Source organism: Pantoea rwandensis (genome assembly GCF_002095475.1).
GTDB lineage: Bacteria > Pseudomonadota > Gammaproteobacteria > Enterobacterales > Enterobacteriaceae > Pantoea > Pantoea rwandensis.
This window is the reverse complement of sequence record NZ_MLFR01000001.1, coordinates 549,728-570,805: the sequence shown is the minus strand read 5'-3', so window position 1 is coordinate 570,805 and position 21,078 is coordinate 549,728. Positions and strand designations below refer to the sequence as shown.

21 protein-coding genes are annotated in these 21,078 nt (G+C 50.7%); 12 read left to right on the top strand and 9 right to left on the bottom strand.

The window, feature by feature from the left end; all coding sequences use genetic code 11:
* The first annotated feature begins 91 nt into the window (after positions 1-91).
* The 5 genes from glnH to HA51_RS02640 all read left to right on the top strand — a co-directional run bounded on the left by glnH (position 92) and on the right by HA51_RS02640 (position 4,623).
* On the top strand, positions 92-844 hold the full coding sequence (glnH, locus tag HA51_RS02660) for a glutamine ABC transporter substrate-binding protein GlnH (protein WP_084932080.1): 753 nt from the start codon (positions 92-94) through the stop codon (positions 842-844).
* 51 nt (positions 845-895) lie between these two features.
* Positions 896-1,552 (top strand): glutamine ABC transporter permease GlnP, encoded by a 657-nt coding sequence (glnP, locus tag HA51_RS02655; protein WP_084931728.1) that lies wholly within the window; start codon positions 896-898, stop codon positions 1,550-1,552.
* A gap of 2 nt (positions 1,553-1,554) precedes the next feature.
* Positions 1,555-2,277, top strand: coding sequence for a glutamine ABC transporter ATP-binding protein GlnQ (glnQ, locus tag HA51_RS02650; RefSeq protein ID WP_084932077.1), 723 nt, complete (start codon positions 1,555-1,557; stop codon positions 2,275-2,277).
* 21 nt (positions 2,278-2,298) lie between these two features.
* Complete coding sequence (locus HA51_RS02645) at positions 2,299-3,318, top strand: C45 family autoproteolytic acyltransferase/hydrolase (protein WP_084931727.1); 1,020 nt, start codon at positions 2,299-2,301, stop codon at positions 3,316-3,318.
* Between the two features lie 195 nt (positions 3,319-3,513).
* Positions 3,514-4,623, top strand: coding sequence for a lactonase family protein (locus tag HA51_RS02640; protein ID WP_084931726.1), 1,110 nt, complete (start codon positions 3,514-3,516; stop codon positions 4,621-4,623).
* A gap of 169 nt (positions 4,624-4,792) precedes the next feature.
* On the opposite strand, the gene HA51_RS02635 is transcribed toward HA51_RS02640, so the two are convergent.
* From HA51_RS02635 to nthA, 7 genes are all read right to left on the bottom strand, one after another.
* Positions 4,793-5,710 (bottom strand): alpha/beta hydrolase, encoded by a 918-nt coding sequence (locus HA51_RS02635; RefSeq protein ID WP_084931725.1) that lies wholly within the window; start codon positions 5,708-5,710, stop codon positions 4,793-4,795.
* Positions 5,711-5,801: 91 nt separating this feature from the next.
* Positions 5,802-8,096 carry a TonB-dependent siderophore receptor gene (locus HA51_RS02630; RefSeq protein WP_084931724.1) on the bottom strand — a complete coding sequence of 765 codons (2,295 nt, stop codon included), beginning with the start codon at positions 8,094-8,096 and terminating at the stop codon, positions 5,802-5,804.
* Positions 8,097-8,280: 184 nt separating this feature from the next.
* Entirely contained in the window at positions 8,281-9,273 is a 993-nt protein-coding gene (locus HA51_RS02625; protein ID WP_084931723.1) for a HoxN/HupN/NixA family nickel/cobalt transporter, read from the bottom strand.
* 16 nt (positions 9,274-9,289) lie between these two features.
* Entirely contained in the window at positions 9,290-9,742 is a 453-nt protein-coding gene (locus HA51_RS02620) for a nitrile hydratase accessory protein (protein ID WP_084931722.1), read from the bottom strand.
* Positions 9,735-10,103 carry an SH3-like domain-containing protein gene (locus tag HA51_RS27745; RefSeq protein ID WP_084931721.1) on the bottom strand — a complete coding sequence of 123 codons (369 nt, stop codon included), beginning with the start codon at positions 10,101-10,103 and terminating at the stop codon, positions 9,735-9,737. Before HA51_RS27745 ends, HA51_RS02620 begins: the two co-directional genes overlap by 8 nt.
* A gap of 9 nt (positions 10,104-10,112) precedes the next feature.
* Complete coding sequence (locus tag HA51_RS27740; RefSeq protein ID WP_084931720.1) at positions 10,113-10,415, bottom strand: SH3-like domain-containing protein; 303 nt, start codon at positions 10,413-10,415, stop codon at positions 10,113-10,115.
* A gap of 13 nt (positions 10,416-10,428) precedes the next feature.
* Positions 10,429-11,013 carry a nitrile hydratase subunit alpha gene (gene nthA / locus HA51_RS02605; protein ID WP_084931719.1) on the bottom strand — a complete coding sequence of 195 codons (585 nt, stop codon included), beginning with the start codon at positions 11,011-11,013 and terminating at the stop codon, positions 10,429-10,431.
* Between the two features lie 420 nt (positions 11,014-11,433).
* Here nthA and HA51_RS02600 point away from each other — a divergent pair, with 420 nt between their 5' ends.
* The 6 genes from HA51_RS02600 (at position 11,434) to HA51_RS02575 (ending at position 16,757) form a co-directional block, all read left to right on the top strand.
* Positions 11,434-12,675, top strand: a complete 1,242-nt coding sequence (locus HA51_RS02600) for an urea ABC transporter substrate-binding protein (protein WP_084931718.1) — start codon at positions 11,434-11,436, stop codon at positions 12,673-12,675.
* A 12-nt stretch (positions 12,676-12,687) separates the two neighbouring features.
* Entirely contained in the window at positions 12,688-13,443 is a 756-nt protein-coding gene (locus HA51_RS02595) for a branched-chain amino acid ABC transporter permease (RefSeq protein ID WP_245840129.1), read from the top strand.
* Positions 13,444-13,555: 112 nt separating this feature from the next.
* On the top strand, positions 13,556-14,587 hold the full coding sequence (locus tag HA51_RS02590) for a branched-chain amino acid ABC transporter permease (RefSeq protein ID WP_084931717.1): 1,032 nt from the start codon (positions 13,556-13,558) through the stop codon (positions 14,585-14,587).
* Positions 14,584-15,315, top strand: coding sequence for an ATP-binding cassette domain-containing protein (locus HA51_RS02585; RefSeq protein WP_084931716.1), 732 nt, complete (start codon positions 14,584-14,586; stop codon positions 15,313-15,315). The genes HA51_RS02590 and HA51_RS02585 overlap by 4 nt, the downstream gene beginning before the upstream one ends.
* Positions 15,308-16,012: an ABC transporter ATP-binding protein gene (locus tag HA51_RS02580; RefSeq protein WP_084931715.1), complete on the top strand. Its 705-nt coding sequence runs from the start codon at positions 15,308-15,310 to the stop codon at positions 16,010-16,012. Before HA51_RS02585 ends, HA51_RS02580 begins: the two co-directional genes overlap by 8 nt.
* Before the next feature lie 151 nt (positions 16,013-16,163).
* Positions 16,164-16,757 carry an ANTAR domain-containing response regulator gene (locus tag HA51_RS02575; RefSeq protein WP_084931714.1) on the top strand — a complete coding sequence of 198 codons (594 nt, stop codon included), beginning with the start codon at positions 16,164-16,166 and terminating at the stop codon, positions 16,755-16,757.
* Positions 16,758-16,770: 13 nt separating this feature from the next.
* Here HA51_RS02575 and HA51_RS02570 read toward each other — a convergent pair whose 3' ends face one another.
* Together HA51_RS02570 and HA51_RS02565 are read right to left on the bottom strand one after the other, a co-directional pair.
* Positions 16,771-17,706 (bottom strand): helix-turn-helix domain-containing protein, encoded by a 936-nt coding sequence (locus HA51_RS02570; RefSeq protein ID WP_084931713.1) that lies wholly within the window; start codon positions 17,704-17,706, stop codon positions 16,771-16,773.
* A gap of 118 nt (positions 17,707-17,824) precedes the next feature.
* Positions 17,825-19,219 (bottom strand): amidase, encoded by a 1,395-nt coding sequence (locus HA51_RS02565; RefSeq protein WP_084931712.1) that lies wholly within the window; start codon positions 19,217-19,219, stop codon positions 17,825-17,827.
* A gap of 208 nt (positions 19,220-19,427) precedes the next feature.
* Here HA51_RS02565 and HA51_RS02560 point away from each other — a divergent pair, with 208 nt between their 5' ends.
* On the top strand, positions 19,428-20,849 hold the full coding sequence (locus tag HA51_RS02560; protein WP_084931711.1) for a hypothetical protein: 1,422 nt from the start codon (positions 19,428-19,430) through the stop codon (positions 20,847-20,849).
* The last annotated feature ends 229 nt before the right edge of the window (positions 20,850-21,078 follow it).

Below are 21,078 nucleotides of genomic sequence, written 5' to 3'. Positions count from 1 at the left end.
AAATAACAACACTTTTTCATTTTCAACTACCGTCGATATATTTCGCCGGATGACATTCATGCACGCTATTTCACTGACGCTGAGGGTTATTATGTCTTCATTATTTAAGAAACTGAAAGTTACATTAGCACTGGTGGCATGTTCCGCCAGTTTTGTTGCGGCGGCACAAGATAAATTAACCGTTGGCGTTGATACCGCTTTTGTACCTTTTGAGTTTAAGCAAGGCGATAAATACGTCGGTTTTGATATTGATTTATGGGATGCCATCGCCAGGAAAATGAATGTCAGCTACGAATTACGCCCGATGGATTTCGGCGGGCTGATTCCTGGTTTGCAATCACGCAATCTGGATGTCGCAATGGCGGGTATTACGATTACCGATGCGCGTAAACAGGTAGTCGATTTCAGCGAAGGATATTATGACGCCGATTTACTGATGGCGGTAAAAAGTAGCGACAATACTATTACCAAGTTCAGTGATTTAGCCGGGAAGAAAGTGGGCCTGAAGCAAGGAACTGCGGCAGCCAGTTTTATGAAAAGCAAATACAAGGCAAACTATGTTGAATTCCCAAATATTGATAACGCTTATCTTGATTTGCAGGCAGGTAATCTCGATGCCGTCGTTCATGATTCACCTAATGTGCTCTTCTACGTAAAAACGGCTGGTGATGGCAAGGTAAAATCCACGGGCGAGACGGACAGCATTCTGCCACAACAGTATGGCTTTGCGATGCAGAAAAACAGCAGCCTGACGCCAAAGGTTAATGCCGCACTGCAGGCGTTGCGTGCCGACGGTACTTACAGCAAGATTTACGTGAAGTGGTTTGCTAAGCAACCGAAATAACCCCGCCAGGTCGGAGCAATCCGACCTCGTTTCTTTTTTACGGGTAGAATGATGAATTTTGAAAGTAAATATATTTGGGAATCCCTGCCGCTGCTTTTGCAAGGATTACAGCTCACACTGATTATTTCTTTGTCCGGATTGCTGGGCGGTTTTGTGATTGGACTGTTGGCGGGAACCTGTCGTGCACTGGGTGGAAGAATTTCAAAGATAGTTTCACTGGTGTTTGTTGAGTTAATTCGTGGTACGCCAATTATGGTGCAAGTGATGTTTATTTACTTTGCGCTGCCGATGGTCATGCCAATTCGTATTGATCCTGTTACGGCTGCCATTGTGACCATCACCATTAACTCAGGGGCTTATATTGCTGAGATTACTCGCGGTGCAATCCTCTCTATCAATAAAGGCTTTAAAGAAGCCAGTCTGGCGATGGGATTGTCACAGCGCAGTACCGTATGGCATGTCATCATGCCGTTGGCATTACGCCGGATGATCCCTGCATTGGGCAATCAGTGGATTATTAGTATTAAGGATACTTCGCTATTTATTGTTATTGGTGTGGCGGAATTGACGCGTCAAGGGCAAGAAATTATTGCCGGTAATTTTCGTGCGCTGGAAGTCTGGACGGCGGTGGCAATGATTTATCTGATAGTCACGTTGTGCCTGAGTTTCCTGCTAAAGCAACTGGAGAAAAGGATCCATATTTTATGAGCATGGTTGAATTTAGCGCGGTGTCGAAAAATTTCGGCTCCACTCAGGTACTGCATAACATCAATTTAAAAATTGAATCAGGCGAAGTGGTGGTGATCATCGGGCCTTCTGGTTCGGGAAAATCGACGCTGTTGCGTTGCATCAATAAGCTGGAGGAGATCTCTTCCGGCACGCTGCTGGTGGCGGGAATGCATATTACCGATCCGCACGCCAATGAGTGTGATATTCGCCGCGAAGCAGGCATGGTGTTTCAGCAGTTCCATCTGTTCCCCCATCTGACCGCGCTAGAGAATGTGATGTTCGGCCCGGTGCGCGTTCGCAAGCAGAGCAAAGCGGCGGCGCGTGAACAGGCACTGGCGCTACTAGATCGTGTTGGTTTGCGCGAGCGCGCCAATCATTATCCTTCAGAACTTTCTGGCGGCCAGCAGCAGCGCGTGGCGATTGCGCGTGCATTGGCGGTGAAACCGAAAATGATGCTGTTCGATGAGCCGACTTCAGCGCTGGACCCTGAACTGCGGCATGAAGTTTTAAAGGTGATGCGTTCGCTGGCTGAAGAGGGCATGACCATGGTGATTGTGACCCATGAAATCGGCTTTGCCCGCGATGTCGCTTCACGCTTGATCTTTATTGATGGCGGCACCATTGCCGAAGATGGTTCACCTGATATGCTGCTCACTGCCAGTAGTAATCCGCGTCTGAAAGAATTTTTGCAACACGTATCCTGAACAGAAGTGAATGATAACAATATGAAAAAACTCGCAATCCGTGGTTCCGCTTTTGCAATCGGTCAGCAACTTGGTGCGTTTGGTCGTGAGGCCTGGCATGCCAAACTCACGCAAACGATGTTGTGGCAAACTGTGACCGCCATGAAAGACACTGCACAGACTCAGAGCATGCGATCGCTCGTGCAGTCGCAGTATCCGCTCATCTGGCAGGAGCTAGAGGGATTAGCCGAGGGCTTGGGAGCACCGCTTGATGAGGTGTTTGCCTGGAACTGTCGTGGCGATTTGGTGCGCTCAACCTCTGATGGCTGTACCACGGTCGCGGGAAGAAGCACTGAGGGGGAATTGATTATTGCGCACAATGAAGACGGTTTCCCACAGCTGCGTGATGACTGCGCCATCGTGACTATCACCCCAGATGAGGGTCTGGCGTTCACCAGTTTTGCTTATCCGGGTTCGATTTGCGGGCATACCTTTGCCGTTAACGAAAAAGGCGTGGTGAATACGGTGAATAACATTCGCGCCGTGTACCGTCCGAGTGGAATGCCACGCCAGATTCTGGCGCGTGCCGCGCTCAATGCAGCGACCTTAGACGAGGCCATCACCATTCTGACGGCGGCACCGAGAGCGGGGGCCTTTCACCATACGTTAGGGCAGATGGGCGACAGCCGCCTGTTCAGCGTGGAAGCCACAGGTTCAGGCTGTTCGGTCACACCCTTGAACGCAGTTTTTGCCCATGCTAATCACCTGATCCACCCGCAACTTGATGCGGTTGAGCAGGTGATCACAGACAGTTCCCACTCACGCCAACAACGGTTAATCGCATGGCTGGAGACGCAATCTCATCTTGATGGGGCGGAGGCAACAGAGATTCTTTCCGATCAGCATGATGCCGTGTTGCCGATTTATCGCCTCTCGCCCTGTGATCCAGATGAAGAGAATACTCTGGCGACGGCGGTATTTACTCTGCATGCCAATCAGGTGATCTGGCAGATATTTACCTTGGATCGACATGAGGCAGAATTAAACGGCACGATTTCCTAAATTTTAATCTGCTATATTGTGAACCCGGTCACTTAAGCCGGACGCTATTCAAATCAATCCCACTATAGTCGTTAAACATTCCGATTATGGTGGGGTACTAAAATGAATAGAAATAAAAAAACCGTACGCAGCGGTTTAGCCACAAACATAACCATGGCATTATCCCTAGCTGTTTTTTCACTGGCGGGGAGCACTATGGCAAATGCCGCGGAACATCATCAAACAGCATTAGTGGGGACCTGGACGTCGATTCCAGATGCGCCTTCAGAACAGAAACCCGATCATCCCAGCGAAGGTTTATACCGCCTAAAAGTGAACAGCGACGGTACGCTGACACCACTCGATGTGATCAAAATGAAAAGCCCGTCGTGGATTGTGAAATCCCGCGATGGACGTTTTGCCTATACCACTAATGAAGAGAACGCCGGTGCGGTGACCGCGCTGAGCATTGATAGAAGTGGCAAGGTGCAGGTGCTGAATGTGGTGGACAGTCACGGCCAGCAGCCGACGCATGCGACCATCAGTCCGGACGGCAAGTTCCTGTTTGTGGCGAACTACTCCGTGGCAAAAGGCGGAGCAGGTGTGTCGGTCTTCCCGATTCATCACGATGGCAAACTGGGCGAGCAGGTTCAGCATTTTGCCTTTGAGCACGGCACCGGAGCAGTTAAAGGGCGTCAGGACGGTGGACATGCACACTCCACTACCTTTACTCATGACGGTAAGTATCTCTACGCCGCCGACCTCGGTGGCGACAAACTCCACGCCTACCGCTATCACGCTGACAAAGCACAACCGCTTGAGGCTGACAGTGCGCGTGATGTGAATTTCACCGCAGGTTCAGGACCGCGCCATATGGTGTTTGCGCCGAATGGTCAGCACGCCTATGTCACCACTGAAATGGCAGGTGAAATTGTGGTGTTTGCCGTTAAACAGGATCGTCTGGAACCTGCTGCCCATATCAAGCTGAATAGCGAGAATAACAGCGAGGCGTATCGTAGCGGTGGAGGGATTATTTTAAGCCCGAACGGTAAATTTGTTATTGCGGCGAACCGTGGCTCAGATAATAAATTGCTGGTGTTTAAAATTGAAGCAGATGGCATGTTAGGTAAGCCGATGAGCTATAAAGCCAACGGTATTGAGCCGCGTGCGTTTGCATTCGATAGCAGTGGCAAATATCTCTACGTGACGAACGTGTTTACTAACAATATTTCCCTGTTCCATTTCGATGCGAATAGCGGTGAACTGAAAGCCGCAGGTGATGCGGCGAAAATTTCCACGCCAACGGATATTAAGTTCTTTAATTAAGGCCAGGTGCGCAAATGCGCACCTGCAAGGTTCAGCGCACTGTTTTGGGCGCCATAAATGGCGCCCCTACGAGGTTAAGTGCGGTTTTCGTAGGATGCGCATTGATGCGTACCGGGTCAAATACGCACGCATGGCTTAAGTGAGCGCCATTACGTCCCCATGTCGCCGTTTATGGCGACTCTAGCTGCGCAACGGTGTTTAACGTGTGTTCCAGAGATGCGCCGAACATCTGCCCATGCGACAGTCCTGGATAGAGTTGATATTGTGCCGCTATGCCGTTAGACGCCATTCGGTTCACCGTGGATCGAACCGCGCGCAGTACATCGGGTTCAGCGGTGTTGTTGTCGCGGCGACGGTCTCCGTTGCCTTCCATTAGCGTAAGCTGTTTTGCCCCCACTTGATTTAGCGCCAGCGCCTGCATCTGACTTAGCAATGAAAAATAGCCTTGGCCAATTGAGGGGCTGGTGGCATAAAAGTGAGTGAAAAAATGCGAAGTAAGGTAGCTATCCAATACAAATAAACCGCCGTAGGAGTGCCCCCACAGCGCGCGTTGCTGTTGGTTGATCTTCACGCCTTTCTCTGCGGCAGGAGCAATTTTTTGCTCAAGCAGGGTACGAAAAGCCACACTGCCACCGCCCGCTCGCCCTCGACTGAAGGTATAGCCGACGCTGCCATGCTCTTTATCGGGCGGTGTGTAATCAAAAGTGCGTGACTTCACATCAAAAGGCAGCGTGGTTTGATAACCGACGACCACCAGCAAAGGTGGATTACCCTCAGACAGTTTCTGCAACAGGGGTTCTGACAGCTTATTCATGACAGCATTGCCATCCAGCATGTAGATGACGGGATAGCCCGCAGAGGGGGGCGATTTATTGGGTTGAGCGACCCACACTTTGTAGTGTCGATTGTCATCCGCAGAATCAAACGTCTGGGTTGAAAAATGGTAATACGCTGAGCCTTTATCCGCGATATTCGGCCCCAGCGGCGTCATATCTGGGCGGGCAAATACGTGGACGCTGAAACTGGCGCTGACAAACAGCAGCAGCAACGTAGCGTGTCGGCTCACAAAAGAAAATCGATGTCGCATTGCAATCCTAATGCTTTGGTTTAACTGTGCGCATTGATGCGCACCACAAAAAGGTATCGGCCAACCTCAAGGGTGGCCGCTGAGTGACGAATCAGAAGTGCATGCCCAGTTGCATATAATATGTCCGTCCTGACTCGTTATAGGTGTTTGCGCCCGCGCCCCACAGATAAGCCCCGGTGGTGGCATTGCCGGTGCTTTGCGCATTGCCCTCTCGGAAATGGCGTTTGTCGAAGATGTTATCGATGCCGGCGGTGACATCGAGATATTTCGTCACGTTATAGGTCGCGCTCATCCCCACTAGGGCATAAGGCGACACCTGACGAAGTTCACTGCCTGAAGTGGGTTCTCCTTGGTAGTTCAGTTTTTTCGGTTTCTGACGGCCGTACCAGGTCAATGTTCCTTGCAAGGAGAGATCTTCCGTTGCTTGCCAATCCAGCGTCGAATTGATGGTGTATTTCGGGATGATCGACAGATAATCACCCGTGGATTTATTTTCGTTATCAATGATGTAAGTGAAGTTATTGTTCATTTTCAACGAATCAGTAATCGGGAAGTTCAGCGTGCCTTCCAGACCTTGCACCACCGCTTTCGGCACGTTTTCCCATTTATAGACATTGGCGGTGCCGTTGTTGTATGCCGGGTTATAGCCGCCTTCGATCTTGTCGTGATAATCATTGCGGTACCAGGTTATACCGGCTTGCACATCATTGTGATGATATTCAATGCCGATCTCTTTGTTGACGCTGGTTTCTGCTTTCAAATCACTGTTACCTTGCAGATAACAGTAACCCGAGCCTGCGGAGTAGCACCCCTGGCCTTTACTGAACAGCAGGTAATTAGGATTGGTTTGGTAGAGGTTAGGTGCTTTCCAGGCGCGGGCAACACCTAGCTTGAGCGTAAAATCATCACCCAATTCTTGAGAGAGGTTGAGTGCTGGGCTCCAGTTGCTACCGCTGATGCTTTGATGATTAAAACGCAGGCCTGGGGTCAATCGCGTGGTATCGGTCAGCTCAATATTATCTTCGGCGTACACACCATAAATATCCGCAGAACTGTAAAGGCTACGATTGGTATCTGAGATGCCGATGATTGAGCCGCCTGAACTGGTGGACTCCGTGTTGGAGGAGGGATCTTTCATCGCCTGATGGTTGTACTCCGCGCCGAGCGTCAGCGTTTGGTTGACCCACGCATCGAACGGAATATTGACTTCGGAATGCAGGTTGGTGTCATACAGCGTAATGGTCGAGAAGCCTTCATTCGACGGGCTGAAAATCCCCGCGATGCCACCAGACAAACCTTCATTGAGTCGCGTATTACGCGTTTTTTCAAACTGCACGTAGTTATTTGTCGTGACACCGTTATCCCACGCGCCGGTATATTTCAGGCTCAGGGTCTGGCGGTAAAGTACATTGGTCTCTTTGCCATAATACTTTTTCACCAAGGCATTGCTGTTGGTATTCTGTGTATCACCTGCATACAGATTACCCTGGCGGCTAAACCCCGTATCCAGTTCCAGTGCCTGACGCGGCATAAATTCCCAGCGTAGGGCAGAGTGAATATCTTTATTGATAAACCCTTCACGACCAGAGGGATAACTGCCAGCATAAGAACCAATACGCGGAGTGGTATGGCTTTCGTTAATATTTTGCGCATCGGCTTGGGTTTTATTCCAGTTTCCGTATAACCGCAAGGTGAGATTATCTGCCAGCGCGCCACTTAAACTGGCGTTGTAGCGTTTGGTTGCGCCTTCCTCTTTATGCTGAGGTGCGTTGAAGTAGGTATTAAAATTGCCATGCCACTCATCTGTCGCAGGTTTGGTAATAATATTGACCACACCACCCATCGCACCATTGCCGTATAACGCAGCAGCAGGACCGCGAATCACTTCAATGCGATCGATCATTTCAGGTGGCACCCAGTTGGTATCGCCGCGAGTGTCTCGCTCATCACTCCAGCCATAGCGTACCGAATTACGACTGCTCACCGGCATCCCGTCTATCATGATTAAGGTGTTCTCCGGTCCCATACCGCGGATATCAATCTGGCGATTGTTGCCACGCTGGCCGCTATTGGAGTCACCCGTGAGGTTCACACCGGGTTGGGTGCGAATGATTTCCGCAACATCACGCTGGATGGGGTGTTTTTTTATGGCTGAACTGTCGATGGTAGAAACTCCCGGAGCCTGTAATGTTTGCTCCCTGGCGGTGACCAGTAAGGTGTTTTCGCTATCACTTTTCTTATCTGAAATTTTAAGAGGTTTCTGCTGCTTTACTTCACTCGTGGGATTTTCTTTCGTCTGGGTTTCATCAGCCTGTACGGCGGGAATCAGTAACGCCGTGGCGATTAATGTGCTCAACAGCGAGCGGGCACAATTGTACTTTACCATGATATTCAACCACTTCCTTGTAGAGATAAAAAGTGGAAAATACCTTAGTGAGAATGATTCTTAATTTCAATGGTGTATTTGCTATTCGGCATCATGTTTCGGTAAAAGCAGATTTAGCAGGATGTTTGCTAAATCATGGCGGCTTTTACCTGAACACATCCTGTTAACAAGGTGTTGCTGGGCTTCAATCTGTTTCCAGAGGTTGTCGTTTGGCTCGCTGTAAGAAAAGCAGCCATACGCAAATTGAGCTGGCTATCAGTACCCACCCCATCTGACTTATCACTAATTCCATCATGCTATCCAGCGCAGGTGAGAATAACCTGTTGAATTGAAATACCGTCGAGACCTCATAGCAGCCAATCGCGAAGGCGACCAAAATCGACAGGGATGAGATGGCTATCGTGTAGTTGACGCTTCGCAACGGATCAAACGTCGACCAGCGATATAGCTTCAACATCATCACGCCGTCGGTGCTGTCAATCAACATCATGCCCGCGGTGAATAACAGGGGCATCAACATGATGTGTAACATGGCTTCCCCTCCAGCAGCATGGTTAGCGGATATACCAAAAATCGCGACTTCGGTGGCCGTGTCAAAACCGATGCCGAACAGGAAACCGATCAAAAACAGATGATGGCTTTTATTCACCAGACGGAACAGCGGAGCACAAAGGCGGGTCAGAACACCATGATGGTGACTTTCATCTGGCAGTGGCAGCAGGTTGCTTATCAGCCGTTGGCGCTTTTTAAAGCACAGCCATAATGTCCGGCTATTAGCCCAGGCTAACAACAGCAAGAAAGCACCGGATATCAGCGTGCTGACTAAGCCGCCAATCTCCTTTATGCCAGGAAACATCTGCTGCAAGGGTTGGGTAGTTAACGCGAAGACCAGACAAGCAATCAGCACCACTGAGGCATGGCCGAGTGAAAACCACATACCTGCAGTGAAAGCGCCTTTACCCTCATTGCTCAATTTTCGGGTGGCATTGTCGATAGCAGCAATGTGGTCGGCATCAACAGCGTGGCGCAAACCAAACAGGTATGCCAGCAGCGCAACACTCAATGCGGTGGTTGATTGTTGAAAGGTCATCAGGGCCGTGCCGATGACCATTATATTAAACAATACCGCACTGCCAATGACTGCCAGCCCCTTTTGCCGGTTACTCATCACCTTCATAAATGCTCCTGATTAATCAACAAAGTGCGCTAAACACGCGCAGGGGCTGAATCACCGGCTGCGAGTCGTGGTGATGATCATGATGGTGATGATGGTGAGTGTGCGGATGTTCGGGCGGGCAAGCGGCGGCGGCCAAATCAACGGGGCTGCCGTGTGGTGTGTTGAGAAAGGCCTGGCGCCACTGCTCTTCGCGAATCAAAAGTTCTGACATTTGAATCAGGTGATGCTGTGCGAGGATTTTTTCCAGGCAGCACAGCCACTGACGATAGTAAGCAGTATGCGCATTTTCATCACTGCGCTGAGGGAAATCACGTATTTCACTGGCAAATTGCTCTACCCACTGCGACCAGGTGAAATATCCACGCTGTGAAAGTGCCACAGCGATGACAAAAGCATCAGCTTCCCATGGCTCTGCAAAGCTCGGATCGGCCTCACTGACTTGGGTGATAATTGCGTTCAATTCATCCATGTGCAGCCCCCTCGCTTTTTCCAAGAATGTAGTCGGCCCAAATACTAAGATGGACGCTAAAATTCTCACTGCTTTCGCCCCACAGTTCTTTGCTGCTGAATTTCACTAAATACACAAACTGCGGTTTTTCCTGCTGTTCGGCTACTAGTGCATCGGGAAATACGCAGGCACCATAATTAGCCACAATGACCCCTTTCTTGCCGCGCGCGTAACGGGGCAAACGCGTATGCAGCAGCGGATTAAGATTGTGAGTCACTATAGAATCACCGGGCTGGAATTCTGGCGCAATATCGACGGGGCGATGATAATTTGGTGGCGTGGTAATTAAATCAAGATACCCCTGTGGTGTATAAGTATTCATATTTTGTCCTCAGGCAGAGAGTTCGGCGAGACGTTGCTGTAATTCCTGTGCGGTAAATACACCGGTCTTACACATTAATTGTTCAATGGCGAATAACCAGTGTTCGTAATAAGTGGATTGTAAGTATTCAGTGACCGGCATTTTTTCAATCTCGTAGCGAAAATCGTCAAGCACGATCTTTCCACTCATGAAAAAAACCAGCGTGGTGGCGAAAATATCTTTTTCCCAAGAGTGATGAAAATTAGGTTCATCGATTTCAATCTCAATTGGGCCTAAATTCTGCATGCCACCACAATCATGGATATTATTCATTACTGTAATCCTCTTAGAGAAGACGTGTGCCAATCATAGAATCGCGCGTCACCAGTGCTGCCAACTCAACTTCATTTAAAGTCTCGCTGTTTGCAGGCGGTTGCGGGAGCACGAAATAGCGAATTTCTGCGTTGCTATCCCAGACGCGAATCTCTTTGCTGGCAGGAATCTCCGTACCGAATTCAGCCAACACGCCGCGCGGGTCGATTACCACGCGTGAACGATAGGGGGTCGATTTGAACCATATAGGAGGTAAACCCAGTACCGGCCAGGGGTAACAGGAGCAGAGTGTACATACCACCACGTTATGTACTTCATCTGTGTTTTCGAGAACATGCAGGGTTGCACCCTCGAAGCCAGAAAAGCCCAGTTCATTAACAGCATCGCGCCCATTTTCCAGTAAGCGAGCTTTGAAATCGGCATCTCGCCAGGCTTTGGCAACGACTTGTGCACCGTTTCGAGGACCAACTTTGGTTTCAAAGTAGTCAACGATAGTGTCAGTGATGTCTTGGCTCAGAAAGCCTTTTTCAGATAATAGCGATTGGATAGCGCGAATTTTCAACGCGGCTTCAGATGGTAATACCGAATGGTCCGACATAGCGGTTCCTCAATATTAAGAAAAAATAAAAAACTGGCTGCACTATTGACGTTAATCAAACTGGTTTTTATATCTTTGTTCAAACTGCCATCTGCTGTGTTTTATCAGACAGGATGCTCTAACGTTACTCATTTGCACTGAATGAGTGCTCGGTGCTATTTAAGAGTGCAGAATATTTTGGGGGGTTAATAAATTCAAATGCCGACAGGTTATGAGTGCTGCGCCTTGAACCTCATTTTATGATTATTTTAAATGAGAAGATAAATGTGGCCCGCATATTGCTAATCTCTAAATGTGCCCCAACGTTGCGGCCCTTTTCTTAAGTAAATGCAGCCAGTGTTGTCTGCTGTTCTCAGTTTTTTCCTTCCGACCTCCGGAATATTCCAATTTTAAATCCATTAACTTCATTGCGAGGGTGCTATGGCTATTAGTCGTCGTTCATTTCTTCAGGGATCTGCTGTTTCAGCTTTAGGTTTAGCCGCGGGCATCGCGCCGAAATTAACGTTGGCCGCAGACAGCAAAGACGCCATTAAAGTGGCAAGTATTCTTGACCTGTCTGGTGGATTGGATATCTACGGCAAACCAATGTCGAATGCGATTAACCTCGCGGCGGAAGAGATCAACGCCGCAGGAGGATTGTTGGGTCGGCCGCTGCAAATCATCAATTATGATGCGCAATCTAACATGCAACTCTATGCGCAATATGCCCAACAGGCAGCCCTGAAAGACAAAGTCGCGGTGGTTCACGGCGGCATTACTTCCGCTTCACGTGAAGTGATTCGACCTGTGCTGGATCGTTTTCGTTCTCTCTACTTCTATCCTGCGCAGTATGAAGGCGGCGTGTGCGATCGTAACTACTTCTCCTCTGGCTCGACCCCAGCACAAACCGTGGAAAAGCTGGTGCCCTATGCAATGAAAAAGTGGGGTAAGAAGGTTTACGTGCTGGCAGCCGATTACAACTACGGCCAGATCGTCTCGTCATGGGTGAAGAAGTCGGTCCATGACAATGGTGGAGAGGTGATGACGGTCGAATTTTTCCCGCTGGACGTGACCGATTTTGGTGCAGCGATTTCCAAAATCCAAAGTGCACAACCCGACATGGTGTGGTCGGCTCTGGTTGGCGGCGCGCACATCTCCTTCTATCGCCAATGGCATGCTGCGGGTATGAGCAGCAAGATCCCAATTGCTTCTACGGTGTTCGGCGGAGGTAACGAACATATCATCCTGTCACCGGAAGAGAGCAACGGTATCCTGGTGTGTGCCAACTATATGCAGGAGATCCCGTCGCCCGAGAATAAGGCGTTTGTCGAAAAATTCCATGCGCGTTATGGCGCCAATACTCCCTACATCAGCGATCTGGCGATGGGCGCCTATCAGGGCATGCTGATCTGGGCCGAAGGGGTGCGCAAGGCAGGGGATATCGATCGTATGAAGGTGATTGAAGCCTTGGAATCCGGCATTTCTCTTACCTCACCGAGCGGGAAACTGAGCGTCGATCCGGCCACACACCACTGTTCGTTGGATGTGCACATCGCCGAGGTGGAAAACCATCAGATGAAGATACTGGAGACGTTCACCGATCAGGCACCGGTCGATACCGCGATGGTGTGCGATCTCAAGAAAAACCCGCGTGATACCAAACAATATCAGATCGAGCTCTGACAGGAGATAGGCATGGAACTGTCAATTATCTACAGCATTGAAGTGCTCAATGCCATCGCGGTATTGGTGATCATGAGCCTGGGGTTAGCGGTGGTGTTTGGCATGATGAAAATCGTCAACATGGCGCATGGCGAGTTTATGATGCTGGGCGGTTACAGCGCCATACTCGCTACCAATCATTTTGGCGTGCCGATCTGGATTTCGATGCTGGTGATTGCACCGGCAAGCGTTGGCATATTTGGCATGGTTATTGAGCGCGTTATCATTCGCCATCTTTATGGCCGCATGATTGACACCATGCTGGCGACTTGGGGATTGAGCCTGGCGTTGATTGGTGCGGCAACCATGTTGTTTGGTAACACCACGCTGGGCATCAGCTCGCCGCTGCCCAGCGTCAATATCGGCCGCTACAGCACCAGCGGCTACTCACTTTTCATGATTGTGTTTGCACTGTGTCTGGTGGGGGCGCTGTGGCTATTGCTGCGCTTCACCACGCTGGGATTGTGCGCACGTGCCACGATGCAAAATGCGCGTATGGCAGCAGCATTAGGCAGTAACCCGGGTAAAATCTACAGCCTCACTTTTGGTCTCGGAGCGGCGCTTTCGGGACTGGGTGGGGCACTGCTGGCCCCTATAACTGGGGTAATTCCGACCATTGGCGTCAGCTTTATTGCCAAAGCCTTTATCACGGTAATTGGGGGGGCAGCGCGATCATTGCCGGAACGCTCTCATCCTCTACTCTCTTTGGCACCATTTCCCAACTGGTGACCTACCTCTCCACACCGGTATTTGGCGCCGTTGCTCTGCTGCTGAGTGCGATCGTGCTACTGCGCCTGCTGCCGCAGGGCATTACCGGCCGTTTCTTCAGGAGATCGTTGTAATGAAACTGTTTTCAGAACACGTTCGCATCTTGCTCAGTACGGCCGTGATGGTGCTGCTGGCGTTCTGGCTGTCAGGTGCCATTGAACTCTATACCTTGCTCTCCATCACCGTATTTTTAGTGATGGGATTGCTGTCGCTCAGTCTGGCGTTTATCTGGGGCTACGGCGGCATTCTCTGCTTTGGTCAGGCCGCATTTTTTGGCTTGGGTGCTTATACCTACGCGGTGTGCGCCATTAACTGGGGCGATTCAACCTGGGCAGTGGTGATGGCGATTGTGCTACCCACCCTGTTCTCGCTGTTATTGGGCTATGTCATTTTCTATGGCGGCGTCAGCGATGTCTATCTCGGGGCCATTACGTTAGCGGTGAGTTTGGTGTTGTTTAACTGGGTCAACTCCACCTCGGGCAGCGAATATCATATTGGTGACGCACTGTTAGGCGGTTTCAATGGGATACCCTCAGTACCGACCTTAAATATGCCGTTCCAGCCTGATGCAATCCTCTCACCGGAAGCCATTTTCATGGTGACGGCAGGAGCGTTGGCACTTTGCTATGCGCTATTGAAGTTCGTACTGCTCAGCCGTTTCGGCAAAACAGTGGTGGCGATTCGTGAAAACGAACAGCGTGCAGGTCTTCTGGGCTATAACGTGCCTGCTCATAAACTGGCAACCTTCGCGATAGGTGCGGCGATTGCAGGTTTGGCAGGGTGTCTTTATGTCAACTGGGGCGCGTTTGTCAGTCCCGGCGTGTTCAGTATCAGTCAGTCAGCGCAGATCATCATCTGGGTAATTGTCGGGGGGCGCGGCACGTTGATCGGTCCTGTCATCAGCTGCGTGCTATTGCAGTGGATGGTCACACGGTTGGGCGCGCAGCAGACCGTCGACGTCAATCTGGTGTTGGGTGTGATTTTGGCGGTGTTCGTACTGCTGATCCCGGGCGGTATTCTGCCAACATTGCAAAAGTTGTTGCGGCGTAAGCGATCGGCCACTGCGACATCACCGCGTGCATCAGTGAGTGAGGTGAAATCATGACAGCAACGATCTTGCTGGAAACCCGCAAGATGGGCGTCAGCTTTGGTGGCGTTCATGCGGTGAAAGAAGTGGACTTTACCCTGCATGAAGGTGAATTACGTTGCCTGATCGGCCCGAACGGCGCGGGAAAAAGTACCTTTTTTAAGATGCTCAGTGGTCAGGTGACGCCGACGCGGGGTGAGTGTCGCTATCGCAATCAGGTGATATCCGGCAAGCGTCCTTGGGACATTGCCCGCTTGGGTATTGGAATTAAAACTCAAGTTCCAAGTGTGTTTGAGGGGCTTAGCGTGCGGGAGAATCTATGGCAGGCCGCCGCCAATAAATTGTCGAAAGCGGCCTTGCCTGCGGCGATTGACCAGGTACTACAGGACATTGGGTTGAGTGACCATCAAGATGCGGTGCTGTCTGAACTGGCCCACGGCCAACGGCAGTGGGTGGAATTGGGGATGATCCTGATTTCACGTCCGCAGTTGGTGTTGCTCGACGAGCCTGCCGCAGGGATGACGCATCAGGAAGTCCGCAAAACAGCACAGCTGATTAAAGCCATCAACCAGCAGAGTACGGTAGTGGTAGTGGAACATGATATGGAGTTCATCAGCATGATCGCGCAACGGGTCACGGTGTTTAATCAGGGGGCGGTGCTGGCGGAGGGGAGTTTTCGCGAGGTGACGCAAAACCCATTGGTGAAAGAGGCGTATCTCGGCAATCTGGAGATTAAACATGCTTGAAATTAAAGAGATGGTCTCGGGATATAACAAAATTCCGGTATTGCACTTATCCGAGCTGTTTGTTGGCGCAAAATCCTTCACTGGCGTGTTAGGGCGAAACGGCATGGGTAAAACCACGCTATTGAGAACCATCATGGGAGAGTTGCCAGCATGGCAAGGTTCAATTGCGCTGAATGGCATTGATATTACACGCTATCAAGCGCACCAGCGCGCAGTAGCAGGTATCGGTTTTGTGCCACAGGGGCGGCAAATATTCCCGCTGCTAACGGTCGAAGAGAACTTACGCATGGGATGTGTGAAGCACTTTTCCCGTGCAGGAACGATCATTGAGCAGATGCTGGAAATTTTCCCACGACTTAAGCGGTTACTGACGCAACCCGGTGGTGCACTGTCTGGCGGTGAACAGCAACTGTTGGCTCTGGCACGCTGCCTGTGCGGGCAGCCACAACTGGTGTTATTAGACGAGCCAACGGAAGGGATTCAACCCAATATCTGTGAGGAGATCATTGAAACCTTGCAGCGGTTGCGTCATGAAATGGATATCTCGATCATTCTGGTGGAGCAGGATATTGAGTTTTTATATGCACTCTCGGACCGCATCCATGTCATCGAAAAGGGGCAGATCGTGCAGCAGATTGACCCGCGAATCCAACCCAGCGCCAGTGTTGCGGAACAGTATTTAGGGTTTCATGCTTAGGATTGCCCGCCCCCTTAACCCTTTCCTGCGGGAGAGGGTTAAGGCGCTTTCATGTCCCGGCTGACACAGCACCCGGCAGCGCCAACACAGCGCGAATCGTTGAACTCTTCTACTGTGAGGCTTCCTCAATCAGGCAGCACACAGGTGAAATATGAATGAGCAATCACTGCTGGCCACACTTTCGGGCGTTCGGCTGCACATCTTCCATCCTGATTCTCAAAGCGTGCGGGCTTTTTGCGCTTCACTGACTCAGTTAGGTTGCCAAGTGCAGCACAGTTGGCCGCCAGAGGCGTCGTTCCCTGCTGAAACTCAAGTGCTGCTAGTGGCGATTGAAACCCATTATCAAACACGGCTACTGCGCCTGTTTGAGACGATTAAACACCAACATACCCCTGCTATTGCCTTAGCGGATTGCCATGATGCGCGGTTGTTCCCGCTTTTACTGCAGTTACAACCCGCCGCCATCGCAGAACGAGAGCTGAATCCCTTCGCCTTGATCGTGCAAATCATTGGGAGTTGGCAAACAGCGCAACAGAATTCGCAACTGCGAATTGAACATGCGGCTCGTCACCAACGCAAGGTGAGAAATGAACGTCTTGCACAAGCTAAGGGGGTACTGATGCAAACCTTCGGGCTGGATGAGTCGGGTGCCTATCACTTTATGCGTACTGAGGCCATGAACACGCGCAGCAGCCTGGAGTTCACTGCTGAGCGTGTGCTTAATCAGTTGCAAAAATTGTCATGAGCACGGACAGAAATCACGATTCTGTTTGACGCAATAGACTACTCGGCGTGCAGCCAAAAGCCTTGCGAAACGCCATGCTAAAGTGAGACATATCGCTGAAACCATGATCTAACGCGACCTGCGTGATGTTACGCGCTTTACCTTCAGCCAGTGCTTTGCGGCATGCCAGTAATCGCTCCTGCCAGACAAAATTCATCGGCGTGGTGCCATGCGCGGCGAACACCCGGCTGATGGTACGCGGAGAGACATGGTGTGCGTTGGCAATCTGCGCCATGGTTAAGTCTGCTTCCTGTAAGTTCTGCCGCAAGTAACTCACTACGCGCGAATAAAGATCGGGTTTTAATACGTCATCACTCTTCTGCAAATTGACGCTGACGGAAATCATGTTAATCAAGGTGTTGGCGAACTGTTCCGCAAGAAAACCCTTTTCACATTCGGCATTGAAAATAAACGCCTCTTGTAAGAGTTGCTTAAGCGAGGTCATGCCCGGACGGCTGAGATCCAGCGTTTTACCCGCCAGTCTGGCAATCGCCGGCGCCTCCTTTTCGATCATCTGACGCGGTAAATGCACGATATTGATCGCCACGTTGTCCATCGCGAAATCAAAAGGGGTCGCAGCATCGTAGATCACCACATCCCCGGCACTTACACGAGATTGATTTTCATTCTGTCGCAGCGTGCCCTGACCCGAGCGAACATAACCAAGATATAAATCATGATTGGGATGACGACGAATGCACTCCGGGGTGCGTTGCCAAACCAGGGCTGTTTGTGAAACATGGTGCGCAATATCAACGTGTCCGAGCATGGAATAGCCAAAACTGCCGGAAAACGCGCCTGACTGAACCTGTCGGGCTTCAGCTTTGATCAAGCGCGAACAGACAGCGTCGCGCCAGGCGTCAAAGCGATGGCGATTATCTAAGTGATCCGTGGTGAAAGTTTCTTTCATAGCAACGTCCCCTAAACATGGCGAAAAAGGGCGAAATCGCAATTAACAAAGCAATATTCAGGCCATAAAGAGGTAAAAAAGCCGCGCCGTTTTGTCGGTGCGGCTTCATAGGTAGGGTTTACAGGGCTGGATGTTTTTTATGCCATTCAGTGATCTGCTGGAAGGCCCAAGCAGCTTGGATCATCGCGGTTTCATCGAAATGCGCAGCCACTAATTGGAAACCAATGGGCGCACCGGCCGCAGTCATACCACACGGTAGAGTGATGGTGGGATGTCCGCTGGCATCAAATGCACTGGTATAGCGCAGGACGCCGTTAAACAGTGCCTGATCGGTACCAAAACGGGTCATGGTATCCCATGTTAAACCGGCATAAGCCGTGGCCGGCGCGAGAATCAAATCAACATGTGTGAACAACGCGGAGATGTCGCCGCGCAAGGCCGCTCGATTCAGCAGTAAGCGTTGATATTCCAAGGCAGTCACCTGATGTCCCAGATCGAGCAAGCCTGAGAGTCCAGGGCCGTACTGATCTTTCTGCGCAGGATAGGTGGCTTCGTGCGCCAGTGCCGTTTCCACCGCACACAACGCACTCCATTCGGCAGCGGCTTGCTCGGTATCGGGCAGGGTGATGTCTAACGTTGTCGCACCCAAAGCGATTAAAGTGGCCAGGGCGGCTTCCAGCGCGGCACGGGTCTCTGCATCCACTTTTTCAAGTGCCCATGCTTTATCTACACCAATACGCATTTTACTGATGCCACGCGTCATCAAGGCCAGATAATCCGGTACGGGTTCGCTGCTGGAAGTAGGATCTTTATCATCACGTCCGGCAATCGCTTGTAACATCGCCGCGGCATCCGCAGCGGAGCGAGCCATCGGTCCAATATGATCCAGTGAGGCGGCCAGTTCGCACGCACCGTGTCGGGTGACGCGTCCCCACGTGGGTTTAATGCCGGTTAAACCGTTTGCATTGGAGGGGAAGCGGATTGAGCCACCGGTATCGGTACCGATTGATCCATAACAAAGTCCTGCGGCTGTGGCGACGCCGGAACCACTTGATGAAACCCCGGTCCAGAGCGCGCTGCCCCAAGGGTTATTGGGGCGCGTGATTTCAGGATGGTGATCGGCAAAGGCACTTTCCGTTTGTGTGAGTTTACCGAGAATCACAGCGCCCGCCGCACGGAAACGATCCACTACAGTAGAGTCTTCAGCCGGATAGTGATCCTTATGGATGATCATGCCGTGGCTGGTGGGCGCATCTTTGGTCCAAATCAGATCTTTTAACGCAATAGGCACGCCATGCAACGGGCCTCGCTGTTTGCCAGAGGCAATTTCAGCATCCGCTTCCGCTGCCTGTTTTAATGCACTGTCTCGCATCACATAAAAATAGCTGTGCAGGTCGCTGTCGAGCGTGTCGATGCGAGCTAGCAGAGCTTCAGTGACCGCAACGGAGGTGATGTCGCCAGACTGAATCAGGCGTCCAATTTCCAGCAAGCTTTTGTAATGCAGATTGTTCATCGCGACTTTACCTCTCATGAAATGCTGACTGCTCGTTGGGCAGACAATGTGTTGATCAACAACGTAAATCAGACGCTCTTATCTGGCTGTGTTTAAGCAGACAGATGCTGTGCCAAAAATGTCAGGTCCCTCAGAGTTAAACAAAACTAAAGTGTTATGCCAGTGTGCCGATAACCTTGTGCAATAGTTCATACAGAGGATTATTTTGATGCTAAATGGGATTGGCAGCAGCGTTTTACGCAACCTGATTTCTGCAGGTTCAAGTGTGAACACGGCAGTGAACAGTAAGGCCACGCAGAGCAACTTGCAGGCTGAAGCGTCAACGAAAGTCACCTTCAGTGAGGCCAGCGAGGCGATCGCGGCAATCTATAAAATCGTGCCCGCGCAAGTGCAGAACAGCGGAGCGATTGGCAGCAATATTCAGGCACAACTGAACGCTGCCGCGCAGGCAGGCGGTGTCGGCATGAGTGGTATCGGCAGCAGCTTGCTGAGCAATGTGCTGCAAAATCGTGACAATGTCACATTAAGTGTGCCTGCCACTGAATCTTCTGGCGCGACGAACGGAAGCCAAAGTGCCGTGGCGCTTACGGTGACTACACAATCAGGGATTCAGGTTAGCTTGCAAATGACACGCCAGCAGGGCGGATTGGTGGTGGAGTTAAACACCAGCGGTGGCAAGTTAAGCAATGACGAAGCCACTGCCATCAGCCAACTTTCTGACGGTTTGCAAAAAGCCTTAGACGGTTTAGATGCAAGTAGTACGCAGCTGGATATTGCCGACCTGATGAAGTTCGACAGTTCGCAACTGAAAAGCGTCGATTTGAAGACCGATCTGCGCAATGGCGATAATGTCACCCAGTCGCTCAATCTCCATGCTGACGATAAAGAGCGCTGGCTGGGCTTCCACAATGGCGATGTCAGTATCAAACTGGATACCGACGTGTCGAAACTCACCCAGGCGGGGAGTGCCGACCAGCAGGCGGCAGCCCTGGACCAGTGGTCAACGAAATTTGATCAGGCGGCTGCACGCGGCCACGGCGATCGCACCATGCTGAATCTGTTCAAAGACAGTTTCCGTGCCCTGAACACCACTGAGGGACAGGCCAGTCACAGCGTTAACACCCAGCGCGTGATTTCCATTGATGCTAATGCGGCTAAAAACGGCGCGATTAGCGGCTTGGCTGATTTCTCTGCCAGCTATCAGCAAACACCGCGATCCGGTAATCCCTACAAGCCAGAAGAACAGGACACATTCTCCCTGGATGTGGCGCAGCAAACCCGTTCGCAACAGCATAGCGACACCCAGGATCTCACACAGGATACGCTGTTCAAACTCAAGGCCAGTTTCCACACCGCACTGGACTCTGATGGGGATGCGAAACTGACGGCACTCAAGTCATCGCAAAATTACCGTTATCACCTGATCAACGATGAAGAACGCAGTCAGACCTCGGTGTCGCAGAACAAGAAGGGTGAGTTGGCCGCCCAGACCACACAGCAGATCACTCAGCATGAAACCGTGAAAAGCTACCAACAGGCTAAACTTATCGACAGCGTAGAGATTCCACATAGCGAGAAGTCTGTCACTGCGCATCAATACGCACGAGCGTTATTCGAATCGGCAATTTAAACTATCGGCTCAGTGATGATTTATTTTCACTGAGCCTTCCTCCTTCTTTTTGCTTTTTTTACTCTTCGTTAGCGTTTATTGATATTACGCGTTTTTAAGTGATTTTAATTCTTTATCTTCCCTCGCAAAGCCCCATGAGGCTTGAATCATGGTGAATGATATCCCATAGATAATTAATGGAAAATTATTGCCGGATATAGCATAACCGCACTATTTACTTAATTAACTC

Excerpts from the sequence above, each read along its gene's own strand:
- HA51_RS02590 (WP_084931717.1), top strand. The coding sequence starts at position 13,556 with ATGAAACTGTTTTCAGAACACGTTCGCATCTTGCTCAGTACGGCCGTG.
- HA51_RS02575 (WP_084931714.1), top strand. The coding sequence starts at position 16,164 with ATGAATGAGCAATCACTGCTGGCCACACTTTCGGGCGTTCGGCTGCAC.
- HA51_RS02645 (WP_084931727.1), top strand. The coding sequence starts at position 2,299 with ATGAAAAAACTCGCAATCCGTGGTTCCGCTTTTGCAATCGGTCAGCAA.
- HA51_RS02625 (WP_084931723.1), bottom strand. The coding sequence starts at position 9,273 with ATGAAGGTGATGAGTAACCGGCAAAAGGGGCTGGCAGTCATTGGCAGT.
- HA51_RS02585 (WP_084931716.1), top strand. The coding sequence starts at position 14,584 with ATGACAGCAACGATCTTGCTGGAAACCCGCAAGATGGGCGTCAGCTTT.
- glnQ (WP_084932077.1), top strand. The coding sequence starts at position 1,555 with ATGGTTGAATTTAGCGCGGTGTCGAAAAATTTCGGCTCCACTCAGGTA.
- HA51_RS02635 (WP_084931725.1), bottom strand. The coding sequence starts at position 5,710 with ATGCGACATCGATTTTCTTTTGTGAGCCGACACGCTACGTTGCTGCTG.
- HA51_RS02560 (WP_084931711.1), top strand. The coding sequence starts at position 19,428 with ATGCTAAATGGGATTGGCAGCAGCGTTTTACGCAACCTGATTTCTGCA.
- HA51_RS02640 (WP_084931726.1), top strand. The coding sequence starts at position 3,514 with ATGGCAAATGCCGCGGAACATCATCAAACAGCATTAGTGGGGACCTGG.
- glnP (WP_084931728.1), top strand. The coding sequence starts at position 896 with ATGAATTTTGAAAGTAAATATATTTGGGAATCCCTGCCGCTGCTTTTG.
- HA51_RS02630 (WP_084931724.1), bottom strand. The coding sequence starts at position 8,096 with ATGGTAAAGTACAATTGTGCCCGCTCGCTGTTGAGCACATTAATCGCC.
- HA51_RS27745 (WP_084931721.1), bottom strand. The coding sequence starts at position 10,103 with ATGAATACTTATACACCACAGGGGTATCTTGATTTAATTACCACGCCA.
- HA51_RS02620 (WP_084931722.1), bottom strand. The coding sequence starts at position 9,742 with ATGGATGAATTGAACGCAATTATCACCCAAGTCAGTGAGGCCGATCCG.
- HA51_RS02570 (WP_084931713.1), bottom strand. The coding sequence starts at position 17,706 with ATGAAAGAAACTTTCACCACGGATCACTTAGATAATCGCCATCGCTTT.
- HA51_RS02600 (WP_084931718.1), top strand. The coding sequence starts at position 11,434 with ATGGCTATTAGTCGTCGTTCATTTCTTCAGGGATCTGCTGTTTCAGCT.
- HA51_RS02565 (WP_084931712.1), bottom strand. The coding sequence starts at position 19,219 with ATGAACAATCTGCATTACAAAAGCTTGCTGGAAATTGGACGCCTGATT.
- HA51_RS02580 (WP_084931715.1), top strand. The coding sequence starts at position 15,308 with ATGCTTGAAATTAAAGAGATGGTCTCGGGATATAACAAAATTCCGGTA.
- nthA (WP_084931719.1), bottom strand. The coding sequence starts at position 11,013 with ATGTCGGACCATTCGGTATTACCATCTGAAGCCGCGTTGAAAATTCGC.
- glnH (WP_084932080.1), top strand. The coding sequence starts at position 92 with ATGTCTTCATTATTTAAGAAACTGAAAGTTACATTAGCACTGGTGGCA.
- HA51_RS02595 (WP_245840129.1), top strand. The coding sequence starts at position 12,688 with ATGGAACTGTCAATTATCTACAGCATTGAAGTGCTCAATGCCATCGCG.
- HA51_RS27740 (WP_084931720.1), bottom strand. The coding sequence starts at position 10,415 with ATGAATAATATCCATGATTGTGGTGGCATGCAGAATTTAGGCCCAATT.